This is a genomic window from Brevibacillus sp. NRS-1366, from assembly GCF_050467985.1.
On record NZ_JBITPN010000036.1, the window covers coordinates 13989 to 26583 of the forward strand.

The 12595-nt window shown below is 44.2% G+C and carries 10 protein-coding genes; 4 read left to right on the plus strand and 6 right to left on the minus strand.

The window, feature by feature from the left end:
- Positions 1–118: 118 nt before the first annotated feature.
- Positions 119–1498 (minus strand): PLP-dependent aminotransferase family protein, encoded by a 1380-nt coding sequence (locus ACIFQN_RS24455; RefSeq protein WP_429835648.1) that lies wholly within the window; start codon positions 1496–1498, stop codon positions 119–121.
- Positions 1499–1669: 171 nt separating this feature from the next.
- Between ACIFQN_RS24455 and ACIFQN_RS24460 the strand changes: the two genes are divergently transcribed.
- Positions 1670–2881 (plus strand): MFS transporter, encoded by a 1212-nt coding sequence (locus ACIFQN_RS24460; RefSeq protein ID WP_429835649.1) that lies wholly within the window; start codon positions 1670–1672, stop codon positions 2879–2881.
- A gap of 670 nt (positions 2882–3551) precedes the next feature.
- Here ACIFQN_RS24460 and ACIFQN_RS24465 read toward each other — a convergent pair.
- Genes ACIFQN_RS24465 through ACIFQN_RS24485 form a run of 5 tightly spaced genes read right to left on the minus strand, consistent with a single transcriptional unit; the run spans position 3552 to position 8469 of the window.
- Positions 3552–4319 (minus strand): ABC transporter permease, encoded by a 768-nt coding sequence (locus ACIFQN_RS24465; RefSeq protein WP_429835650.1) that lies wholly within the window; start codon positions 4317–4319, stop codon positions 3552–3554.
- A 1-nt stretch (position 4320) separates the two neighbouring features.
- Positions 4321–5226 carry an ABC transporter permease gene (locus ACIFQN_RS24470; protein ID WP_429835651.1) on the minus strand — a complete coding sequence of 302 codons (906 nt, stop codon included), beginning with the start codon at positions 5224–5226 and terminating at the stop codon, positions 4321–4323.
- A gap of 12 nt (positions 5227–5238) precedes the next feature.
- On the minus strand, positions 5239–6240 hold the full coding sequence (locus ACIFQN_RS24475) for a proline racemase family protein (protein ID WP_429835652.1): 1002 nt from the start codon (positions 6238–6240) through the stop codon (positions 5239–5241).
- Positions 6241–6272: 32 nt separating this feature from the next.
- Positions 6273–7325, minus strand: a complete 1053-nt coding sequence (locus ACIFQN_RS24480) for an ABC transporter substrate-binding protein (protein WP_429835653.1) — start codon at positions 7323–7325, stop codon at positions 6273–6275.
- Positions 7326–7365: 40 nt separating this feature from the next.
- Positions 7366–8469 (minus strand): ABC transporter ATP-binding protein, encoded by a 1104-nt coding sequence (locus tag ACIFQN_RS24485; protein WP_429835654.1) that lies wholly within the window; start codon positions 8467–8469, stop codon positions 7366–7368.
- A 231-nt stretch (positions 8470–8700) separates the two neighbouring features.
- On the opposite strand from ACIFQN_RS24485, the gene ACIFQN_RS24490 reads away from it, so the two are divergent.
- From ACIFQN_RS24490 to ACIFQN_RS24500, 3 genes are all read left to right on the plus strand, one after another.
- Complete coding sequence (locus tag ACIFQN_RS24490) at positions 8701–10485, plus strand: sigma-54 interaction domain-containing protein (RefSeq protein WP_429835655.1); 1785 nt, start codon at positions 8701–8703, stop codon at positions 10483–10485.
- A gap of 237 nt (positions 10486–10722) precedes the next feature.
- A complete protein-coding gene (locus tag ACIFQN_RS24495; protein ID WP_429835656.1) occupies positions 10723–11622 on the plus strand; it encodes a 3-keto-5-aminohexanoate cleavage protein in 900 nt (299 codons plus the stop codon).
- Positions 11619–12575 (plus strand): 3-hydroxyacyl-CoA dehydrogenase NAD-binding domain-containing protein, encoded by a 957-nt coding sequence (locus ACIFQN_RS24500; protein WP_429835657.1) that lies wholly within the window; start codon positions 11619–11621, stop codon positions 12573–12575. The genes ACIFQN_RS24495 and ACIFQN_RS24500 overlap by 4 nt, the downstream gene beginning before the upstream one ends.
- The last annotated feature ends 20 nt before the right edge of the window (positions 12576–12595 follow it).

Genomic DNA, 12595 nt, shown 5'->3' on the forward strand with positions numbered 1-12595 from the left:
ATTAAACGCAAAAGTACCGAATCTGCTATGTGGTTAGAAATCAATTTAGAAAATTATAGAGAGGTATTCAGGAGCTAAAAAACACATTCCTGAATACCTCTTTTTTTTAGGGCGCTTATTATGACCAAGCCTTTTTTAAAAGTTGTACGCCCAACTTGATTTCCTCACAAGTAAGATTACTAAATCCAAGTTTAATTATGGGTTCATTGGAATGATTTTTTATGAAATAGATGGAGGTAGGATACACTTTAACCCCGTAAAAGGAAGCACGCTCGATTAACCATTCTTCTGATCGTTTTAGATGCACCTTAACTAATAAGTACAACCCAGACTGCTCCCCAATAATAGATACATCTTGACTGAATTGTTTTTTTAACTCTGAAACTATACAGTGCATTTTTCGCTTATAAACAAGACGCATCCGTTTAATATGGCGATTCCACTCCCCTTCTTCCATAAATTTAGCCATTGTGAGCTGGCTAAGGAGTGAAGTGGTACTTTCGAAATGAAGAAATTGATTTTTATATCGGTCTAATAGTAGTTGTGGAAGCACCATATAACTTAGACGGATTCCTGGAAGAAAGGACTTTGAGAAATTCCCTAGATAGATAACTCTAGTTGAATCAATGGAAGCGAGTGCTGGAAATGGTTGTTGCGTATAGCGAAATTCACTATCATGATCGTCTTCGATAATATATCCATGCCTCTTGTTAGCCCAATGAATAAGCATTTGCCTTTGCCCAATGGACATGCTTACTCCTATTGGACTCTGGTGTGAAGGTGTTACATAGATTAAACGTGACCTCATTTCTTCTAAACATGAAAAATCAGCACCTGTTTCATAAACCGGTAAAGTTTCAAGCATGAAACGATGGAAATGAAAAGCTTCCCAAGCTAAATCATACCCTGGGTCCTCTACGATAATGCTAGGGAAATCATCCTTTAGAATTTGCCCAAGATGAATCAATATTTGTTGGGTACTACTGCCGATAATAATCGCATTTGGATCAGTTTTCACACCACGAGATTGAAGTAAATATGTGGCAATTTGCTCACGCAAGCACAGTTCACCGAAGGGTTCCCCGTAACCAAAGCTCTCTTGTAATGTTAAAACTTGGTTGGCTATTCTCCTCCAAATTATCAGGGGAAAATGGGTTTGATCTACGGCACCTGCTCTGAAATTAATGAGGACTGGTGTCACCGACTTTGTTTGATTTTTTTTAGGAAGAACGAAAGCATCTTGAAATAAAAGCGGCTCTAATTCATTTACAAAAAACCCTTTTCTACCTTCTCCACGGATATAGCCTTCAGCAACAAGTTGCTCATATGCCGTTAATGTCGTATTGCGGCTTACTTGAAGGGAGTCTGCAAGTTGACGTATGGAGGGCAATGGATCATTAGCTGGAATGTCGCCACGCTCAATAAATAATTTAAACTGCTCGTAGATTTGTTTGTATTTGGGAGAGTCATCTTTAAAAGCAAAAATGGTATTCTTCATGTCAGTCACCTTTGACACGTTCATTTTTAAATAATTGTACCTTTTTAGATGTCAGAATGCATTATACAATATCTCATATCCATCAATCACATAGGCTTAATCAAAGAGGAGCAAAATTATGAGGGATACAAAATAGATTCCGGCTTAAATAAATGGAGGTGTGTAATTGGAATGTCGGAATGGAAAGAGTACCACCCAGTAGTGAAAATCATGATAATAGGAGCTTTCTTAACTCATTTAGTGGATGGTATGATCGTTCCTTATTTCGCTATTTATCTAGGGAAATATACCAACCTTTCGATTGCAGAAATTGGTTTTATCATAGGGGCTAGTTCTATAACAGCCATGTTTGGAGGGTTTTTAGGAGGGACTTTATCGGATCTAATTGGAAGAAAAGTAATGATCTCATCCTTATTTCTTTCCGCTTTTATCCTTCTTGGCTTTGCATTTCAATCCTTCGGTATTTTGCTTATCATATTAACTGTTGTAAAAGGCTTTACGCTATCGCTTTTTGATCCATGTTCTAAGGCATTGATTGGGGATCTTACAGAGAGCGATAAGCGGATGAAGGTCTTTTCAGTGACATATTTTTGTAGGAATTTGGGTTTTGCAATCGGACCGATAATCGGCATCATTTTAGGATTACAAGTTACCAGTGCAGCACCATTTTATATTGCTTTTGGTATTTTTCTATCCTATAGTCTTATTTTAAATATTTTGCTAAAGAAATATAATATTCAACGTATTTCTGGACAGCAGGAAAATTCATCAATTAGATCATCTATTAAGGCTGTTTCGAAAGACAAAGTTCTTTTACTCTTTCTTATTGGTGGTTTACTGTTTACTACAGTATATGGCCAGTTTTCGGTCACGCTTTCCCAGTATTTTTATCAGGATTTTAAAAGCGGAATCGAATTCTTAGGGATTTTATGGTCCGCCCATTCCCTGACCATTATTGTATTAAGTATTCCTTTTTCAAAATTTATGGAAAAAAGAACACCGTTACAATCAGTTGTTATTGGCACCCTATTGTCTAGTGCAGGAATTATTGGTTTTGCCTTTTCCTTGAATTTATTTACATTTATATTATCGATGGTTGTTTTTACGATGGGGGAAATCTTCCTTATTCCAGCCCAATATGCCATCATTGATGAAATAACTCCTAATCATATTCGAGGAACTTATTATGGAGCTGTAAGCCTTACCTCATTAGGTTCATTTTTTGGTCCTTGGCTATCAGGTTTTCTATTGTCCGAATTTAATAGTTATATCATGTTTTTATTTTTAACAGTTATCTCACTAAGTAGTGTTGTGTTTTATTATTGGGGTAATCGATTAAATGTTACTGAAAAAACAATAAAGGAGACAAAAATTAGTATGTAACACTAATCCAAGCGGTTTTCCACTGAATAGTTAGAATCCGTAAACTTAGTTATCACTTATTCATACGAATAAAAGAGACTAACCAAGGTATACTCACTATCCTGCCCGTTACTTCAATAACTGGTGTCTAGTGTTCTAGTTGATTGATTCAGACTTGTATTCCAGTTTTGGTAATGATAAATTCACAATTGTATCAGCTATACTACTGAGTCTAATGTGAAAGCCATTTTTTATGGACTCCTATTTCTTGGACTTTTTATAAAGAATTGGGGCACTTAACCAATATGGATGGCACTGCACTATAACTTAATTAACTTAGACAGGCATTTGCCTGTCTTTTTTTAATTTTCTTGCAAAAATATCTTAAAGCATTATAAAGAGCAGTAAACTTATTGTCTGTGCAATGACCGTATATCTAGAGGTGCAAATAATAAAGGTTACGAACTTTACCAAGTAGAAAACAAAGCAGTAAAAGATTTTCGAGAAAGGCAGCTCGGTATTACAGAAAAATCAGATGACATAGACGCTCGGATAATGTCTTGGCTGGCTATGGATTGAATCCGGAAGATACGCATTTCATAGAGGCCACGCTGAAAGAATTGTTGAACATCTAGGGTAATAAAAGAGAATGTAAGTGCCTCTATGCCGACACTTACATTCCGTGTTTTTTCTAAAATTTCGATACCCGATAACGAATCCACGACTGAACGAAAAAGATCATTACCGTCCCTGCAATGAGTATGGTTGAAACAACGGCGATCGTTGGATCTATTTGGGTACGAAGATTTTCCCACATCACGACAGGAAGCGTTTTCGTTTTTTCACCTGCGATAAAGATGGTGACCACCACCTCATCAAGTGACGTGATCAGAGCGAACAGCGCTCCTGATAAAATCGACGGGCGGATCAAGGGAAAGGTCACCTTGAAAAAAGTCCCGAGCGGCGTAGAGCCGAGCCCCATCGACGCCAATTCCAAGCGTCGATCTATTCCCTTTAAACCGGTCGTGACGGTTACAAAGACGATAGGAACGGCAAGCACAGAGTGAGCCAGTACGAGTCCGCCAAGCGTATTTGTTACATGCATCGGGGCAAAGGTGTAGTACAGGGCAATGGCAACAATGATGACAGGAACAACCATGGGAGCTACCATTACAGCCATAAAGGCTTTCTTTCCCCAAAAGTTGATTCGTGTCACGGCGGTTGCGGCCATAGTCCCTAAAACCGTAGCTAATAGGGCTGTCAGGCAAGCCGTGTATAGACTTCGGATGAACGCACTGATCCACTCTTGGTTGTCCAAGAACACGCCATACCATTTTAGCGAATATCCCGACGGAGGAAATTGAAAGAAGCTGCTCGATGAAAAAGAGAGCGGAATAATGACGAGAATCGGCGCGATTAACCCAAACAGAATCATACCTGCAAGGAGTTTTAGCCACATCCTACGACATCTCCTTTACGGCAGAGTGATTTTGCACCAGCAAATAGGAAAAGGCGAGCAGTAGCATCGTGACAATAAATAAAAGGACAGCAATAGCGGCTGCCAGATGCCAGTTTAATGTTTTCACGATATTATTTTCGATCAACATGGAAATCATCATGTTCTCCGGCCCGCCTAGCAATGCAGGAGTGACGAAGTAGCCGAGACTTAGAATAAAGACGATCAGAGAACCAGACAGGATACCCGGCAGCGACAAGGGGAGAAATACGTGAAAGAACGCTTGCCACGGTCTGGCTCCCATTCCTGCCGCGGCTTGAATCAGCCGTTGATCGATTCCTTCCATGACGGAATACAAGCTTACTACCATATACGGAATCAGGATATGGGTCATCCCGATCACAACGCCTGGCGTATTGTAGAGCAAGGACAAGGGCTTTTCGATAATGCCCGCGCCTATGAGAAGCTTGTTGATAACGCCTTGGTCCTGTAAAATAATCGTCCACGCAAATGTTCGCACGAGCAGGCTTATCCAAAAAGGGACGAGAATCAACCCGAAGACAAGCTTTTTCCAGATGCCATCCTTCAGTTGAACCAATAGTTTCGCAAGCGGATAAGCGAGCAGCAGGCTGACAATCGTCACGAAACAGGAGATTTTTATCGTTAACCACATGACGTGCAAATAGATAGAGTGAGAAAAGATATAGTGAAAATATTGAAATGTAAAGCCATTTTCGTCATAGATGCTCAGTTTGAAAAGGCCGAACAAAGAATAAATCATGAGGAACAGAAGGTAGCCAAGCGGCACTATCACCAATATCCAATGGACCCCGGGTATCCTTGTCAATAAATAAGGAAAAGATACCCCACCGCTCAAGGCTCCCCAGGATGCTTTCTTTGCAGTGAGCATAAAAAAGTCCTCCTAGACCATAATAAACCCTTCATGAAACGGATCTGCTTTTTCGATGACGAACTGATGCATGCCGGTAATCCAGGCAGAACCAATGATTTCCGGAATAATCCCTGAATGCGGTCCGACTTTGACTGTTCCCAAAATACGTCCTTCAAAAGTGGAATTGATCACGCTTTCATGGAAAAACGAATGTCCGATATCCAGTTTGCCAGCCTGATGCAGCACGGCCATTTTCGCGCAAGTTCCCGTTCCACATGGAGATCGATCGAGCTGACCGCTTCCGAATACAACGGCATTGCGGTAGTCGACCCCCTGATGGAGTGACGGCAAGCTGAATTCGATCAGATCAATGCTGTTGATTTCCGGGAGGAGCGGATGTTCAAAACGCAATTGTTCATTCGCCGCTTCCTTGATCGCCATTCCTAGAGAGATGATTGTTTGCTGTTCTTCTCTTTCCAGTTTGAGTCCGAGCGGCTGGGCATCGACAATCCCGAAAATACTGCCGCCAAACGCAACATTCATAGACACTGTTCCGATCTCCTTCACTTCAATCTGCGCTCCCTGCTGAAACACAAAAGACGGCAAATTGGTAAAGGCAACCCGTTTCACCGAATGACTGTCCATTTCCACACGGCACGTAACAATCCCAGCCGGAGTGTCTAGCTTGACAACCGGTTTCGCCGGGATGATTCCCAAGTTGATCGCAGTGGTCACTGTGCCGATGGTTCCGTGTCCGCACATGTTGAGATATCCTTTCGAATCCATAAAAATGACGCCGAGATCGCATTCATCATCGCATGGGTCGGTCAGGATGGCCCCAAACATATCACGATGTCCGCGCGGTTCGTTCATCAGGAGCTTCCGCAGCCAGTCCAGTCTTGTTTCCATATCACGCTTTTTTTCCATCATCGTTTTGCCGAAAATCCGGGGTGCTCCACCGGTTACGATACGAGTCGGTTCCCCCATGGTATGGGAATCGACGGTTTGAATGTAGTGAGATAGCTGAATCATGGCAACCTCCCGTTGTCTGTGAATTGCTGTGCTTATTTGATCAACCACTGTTGAAAGCGTTCGTTTACCTGATCATAATGGTCAACCCACCATTGATCGTTGAGGATAATCTGATGTCCCACTTTGTCAGCTGATTGTCCCAACCGCTTCTTTACTTCATCGGGCAGAAGCTCCAAAGCTTTCGTATTGGCAGGAGCATAGTTAATTTGAGAAGAAAACGCTGCTTGTTGCTCCGGTTCCACTGCAAAAGCAATAAACTTCATGGCCAGGTCCTTGTTAGGGCCTCCTTTTGGAACAACCCAGGAGTTTGCTTGGATAATCCCCTGATTGTATTCCAGTTCTTCAGGGGCTCCTTCTGCTATGGCCTTTTCAACTCGTCCATTCCACGCTGCTGCGAGCGCGACTTCACCGTTGGCCAAGAGTTGCGGCGGTTGTGCCCCAGCTTCCCACCAGACTTTGACATTCTTTTTGAGCTTGTCAAGACTTTGGAAAGCACGATCTACATCTAATGGGTATAAATTCTCTGGTTCAACGCCGTCAGCCAACAAGGCTATTTCCAACGTGTGGAACGGGGATTTCCACAAGGCGCGTGGGCCCGGGAACTTTTCAGTATCCCAAAATTCTGACCAATTTTTTGGATGGCTTCCAGCCGGGAATTGATTTGTATTATAGGAGATCACTGTGCTGGTTAATTCAGCGCCAACACCATAATCCTGTGCGTACTCTTCCAGGATTCCCTCGCGATTAATTACGTTGTAGTCCAGCTTTTCCAAAAGCCCTTCATTCGCGCCACGGATGACAAAATCACTGCTTACGCTGGCTACGTCTATGGAAACATTTCCGCTCGTCACCATTGCTTTCAACTTTCCAAAGTCAGTCGGCGTAACGACAGTAATTTTGACTCCGTATTTTTGCTCGAACGGTTGATACATCGCTGCCATGTGAGCAGCTGTCGTCGCGCCGCCCCAGTCCATCACGACCAATTGCTGTTTCGATTCGCTTTCACCAGAATTTCCCGCTTGAACGCAACCAGCTATACTGAAAAAAAGCAGGAGAGAGGCTACACATAATCCGATTCTCTTCATCAATTTTTCCCCCTTACATGTAAGCAACTGCAGACTCCATTCACTCATCGTAGAGCAAGGAAACGTCGTGTCTATTCCAGCCAAGCAGAATGTCTTCTCCACGTGAGAGAGAATGTGCTTGAAGCGCAGGAACTTTTACCGTTATGATCTCATCTGTAGAAGTCAGGGCTTTCACTTTCACTCCTTCTCCGACGTAAATCAGCTCATTCACTGTAACCGTTATCGTATTGTCGTACATGGATTTTTCCGTTGCGATGCGAACATTTTCCGGACGAAGAGCCATGTGAACGGTTTTACCCCTCGCGTCGGGATGATTGCCTTCCACCGAGACAATCGCTTTTTGCTGATCAAAAATGACTAGCTTTGCTATCCCATTGGTTACCTCAACCAGTTTCCCTTGTATCAGATTGATTTCACCAATAAACTCTGCAACAAAACGATTCTTTGGTTTTTGGTACAGGTTTTCCGGGGTATCAATCTGTTCGATACGACCGCGATTCATTACACAAATCCTGTCTGACATCGTCAATGCTTCTTCTTGATCATGGGTAACGCAAATCGTTGTGATCCCCACTTTTTCTTGAATCTGTTTTATTTCCAATTGCATCTGTTGGCGCAAATTTTTGTCCAGCGCCGCCAAAGGTTCGTCCAAGAGCAGCAGTGGCGGATTAAACACAATCGCTCTGGCCAATGCAACCCGTTGTTGTTGGCCGCCGCTCAGCTGCTTGGGATATCTCATTTCGTATGTTTCGAGGTGAACGAGTTTGAGTATTTCTTTTACCCTGTTGTTTACGTCTTCTTTGCGGGTTCTCCGGATTCGAAGCGGGTAGGCAATGTTATCAAAGACAGTCATATGGGGGAAAAGGGCATAATTTTGAAAGACCATCCCGATGTCCCGCTCGTACGCTTTCTTTGCGGAGATGTCTTGATGATTGAGCAAGATCGATCCGCTATTCAGAGTCTCAAAGCCGGCGATTAAAGTAAGCAAAGACGTTTTCCCAGACCCGCTCGGCCCTAAGATGGTGAGAAATTCCCCATTGTTAACTGAAAGATTGATATGATCAACAGCTTTCGTTTTTTTATACCATTTACTTGCATTGACAATATCCAACCGATGTCCAGGCATTACTCGGTTACCAGCCAAATGTTTTCCTCCTTTGTTTCGTTTCGGGCCCATATCAGGAAAAAGAGCAACATTCATGCCAGTCATTTTCGCAATAAACCAAAACAGCATTGTACGAAAATTAATAAGCAGTGTAGTAACTTTTGAAATATGTACGAATTTTCGCACACGCTCGCTTCTGGATCATCCTGTACAAAATTTTGTGCTACAGTAAGATAAGGGTACCCATCTTGTTTCAAATGGAGGATGACTATGAAACATCTGCTTCCCGGAATCGAACCTCTTTTGCGACATACATTTGTAATCCTAGAAGAAGGTACTCATGAAATAGTCGGCAGCGCTCATCTTCTCGATCAACATAAAGCGCAAGATGTCATGTATTTTTATCATAAAAGCGGTCAATTGTACTATTTACCCGCTTCCATTCCACTACCATCTAACGCCTCGGTAGATCATTTATCCTGGATGAAAACAAAGTCATTGCCGCATACCGTTCCTTTCGATATATTCATGCGTGAGATCGAAGCATTCGGCGTTGTGTTAATCACAGATGAATCCGGTCTAGCCATTGGCTACGTGGCTGGAAATGATGTACTGCACGAGGTCTATCAAGCTTACAAATATGTAAAAGTTTATTTTGATTCTGTTTTGGAAACAACGGAAGAATCGATCGCGATCATTGATGAACAAGCGACTACCATCGTCTGGACGCATGGAGCAGAGCAAATGTTCTCGATCAAGAAAGAGGAGATTATCGGGAAACCGATATTCGACTTTTTTCCTTATGAAAATCTGAACACGTTAAGAACGCTGAAAACCGGCGAAAGACTGCACCGTTTAAAAAGCCAGCCGCGCAACGATGTTGTTTTACTGCTAAACGTGAATCCAATTGAGCTGGATGGCAACATTATCGGGGCGGTCTCTGTAGATACCGACATCTCCAATGAGGTCAGGCTATATCAGGAGCTATTCGATTCGACGAAAAAGATCGAAGATTTAAGAAATGAAGTCATCCGCTTAGATGCCTCCCACAACCCGTTTTATTCAATTAAGGGCAAGAGCAGAGCGATCATGAAAACGATCGATTTGTGCAAAAAAATTGCTTCGACGAATGCGACATGTCTGATTCACGGTGAAAGCGGGGTGGGCAAGGAACTGTTCGCGAAAGCCATCCATGTCATGCGTGAAAAGCAGGACGCTCCGTTTATTGCCATCAACTGCGGCGCCATCCCGCCAACCTTATTTGAAAGTGAGTTTTTTGGCTATGAGAAGGGCGCTTTTTCCGGGGCTAATCAGAAGGGAAGCAAAGGCAAGATCGGCCTGGCCCAGAATGGTACGTTATTTCTTGACGAAGTCGGGGAATTGACGTTGGACATGCAAGTGAAACTGCTGCGGGTTTTACAAGAAAAAAAATACTATCCTGTTGGTGGCTCAAAAGAGGTTGAAGTAGATTTTCGCGTCATTGCAGCAACAAACCGGAACCTGCAAGAGATGGTCGATAAGGGGGAATTTCGGGAGGATCTCTATTACCGCTTGCACGTCATTAGCTTAACGATCCCTCCACTCAGAGAACGCATGGAGGACATCCTGGAGATCACGAAGCTGTTCTTATATGAATTTTCTATTCGCTACAATCGGTTTGTGAAAGAAATCCCCGATGGGGTCATGGATAAATTAGTGAGCTATCATTGGCCCGGAAACGTGCGGGAGCTGAGGAATGTGATTGAACGTCTCGTTGTGTTTTCCACTGACGGAAAAATATTGGAGGAACACTTACCGCTAGATTTTGAAAACGTTGCATGCCAGGACGCAAAAAAACATCTGGAGCGAACAATTGCCGATAATCGGAAGGATGATGAATCAGAATTCCCTTTGCCCACAGCCAACACCTTGCAGCGTGAATTGGATTTATATGAAAAAAAGCTCATTTTGCAAGCATTGTCGCTAGAAGGAGGCAACAAGCTTTCGGTAGCAAAGCGCATGGGAATCTCTCGCTCTACGTTATATTACAAAATGCATAAACTAGGGATCGAGTAAAGTATCCCAATGATTTAGCCGTTATGTTCTTCGCTAAGAACATGGCGGCTTTTTTAACTTATAAGAATTTATAAGCGTGGGGCGGCGTTATTAATTTTCGCACACTGTCCGACTATTCGGACACGTAATTTCATAATTTCGCACACGATGCCTGAAAAAAACGGCTAGAAAAAATGGCACGGATTTTGCTGAATACATATTGCGTCATACAGAAAACAAGAAAAAGGAGAGATCTGCATGCAACAAAACGTCATCATTACTTGTGCCGTAACCGGCGATGGAGATACAGCGAAAAAAAGCAGGTATGTCCCCATTACACCGGAAGACATTGCCGAATCAGCGATTGAAGCGGCAAAAGCAGGGGCGGCGATCGTCCATCTGCATGTGCGCGATCCAAAAACAGGCGGGATCAGCCATGATCCGGCATTGTTTCGTGAAGTCGTGGAACGCATTCGCGAATCAGAAACCGATGTCATTCTCAATATCACCGCAGGGGGAGGCGGAATCTGGCTGCCAAGCGAGGATGATCCCACAGCTGGTGGCGCTCAAACGGATATTCAAACCCCGGAAGAACGCCATCAACCGGTTGGCGAGTTGTTGCCGGAAATTTGTTCACTCGACTGCGGAAGCCTTAATTTCGGCGACATCATTTACATCAGCCCAACCGATTGGCTCCGTAAGCATGCACAGCTGATTCAGCAAAGCGGTGTCAAACCGGAGCTGGAATGTTTTGATACCGGCCATATCCGCTTTGCGAAGCAGTTGATTAACGAAGGGCTGGTTGACGGTGAGCCGCTGTTCCAATTTTGCCTGGGGATTCCATGGGGAGCCGGTGTCGACATTGAGACGTTGGTCGCGATGCGCAATCAATTGCCAGCTAATGCCCACTGGGCAGCATTTGGGATTGGTCGCTGGCAAATCCCTATGGTAGCGCAATCCGTTCTCCTGGGCGGTCATGTTCGTGTCGGAGTAGAAGACAATCTGTACGTTGAAAAAGGCGTACTCGGCTCAAACGCGCAGTTGGTCGATAAAGCCGTAACGATCATTGAAAATCTCGGAGCAAAGCCAATGACACCCAAACAAGCTCGTGAGCTGCTTCGGTTGAAAACTCCGCACAGAAAGGTTGAACAACAATGAACCCAATCAAACGTGTTGCCGTTGTAGGCACCGGATTAATCGGCAATGGATGGATTGCTCGCTTTCTCGCCCATGGCTATGATGTGATCGCAACTGATCCGGCAGAACAGGCAGAAGCGAGAATGCGCCATGAGGTTGAGCGGGCGTGGCCTGTGCTTGAGAAGCTGGGACTGGCGGCGGGCGCTTCACTCGGTAGGCTTTCATTTGAGCCAGATCTGCAAAAAGCAGTTTCCACGGCTGATCTGATTCAGGAAAATGCACCTGAGCGAGAAGAGTTAAAACGGAAATTATTGGCCCAGATCGACCGCTATGCGAAACCCGATGCAATTATTGCCTCGAGTACGTCCGGTTTTATGCCGACTTCGCTGCAGGCCGACTGCGTGAATCCGGGGCGTGTAATCGTTGCTCATCCGTTTAATCCGGTGTATTTGATGCCGCTTGTGGAAATTGTTGGGGGGAAAAACACCTCCTCCGAGGCAATTGAAAAAGCGAAGGCGATATATGAATCTGTCAGGATGAAACCGCTCGTCCTGTCCCATGAAGTGGAAGGCCATATCGCCGATCGGCTGATGGAAGCGATCTGGCGCGAGGCACTGCATTTGGTGAACGATGGTGTAGCGACGACGGACGAAGTAGACGCAGCGATCGTCTACGGTCCTGGTTTGCGCTGGGCATTAATGGGACCGTTCTTAACCCTTCACTTGGCCGGGGGAGAACAGGGGATGCGCCATATGCTGCGGCAATTTGGCCCGATCCTGGAACGCCCGAAGTCGCACCTCATCGCACCAAAGCTTACCGAAGCGCTTGCTGAACGGGTTATTCACGGCTGTGAACAACAGACAGAAGGACAGTCGATAACGAAGCTTGAAAGCCGTAGGGATGACTTTCTGATTGAGCTTCTCAGACTGCTGGAAACATACTGGCCGGCAGCAAACCTAAACGGGCGAATGTAAATGGCATTGTAACGGGTTAT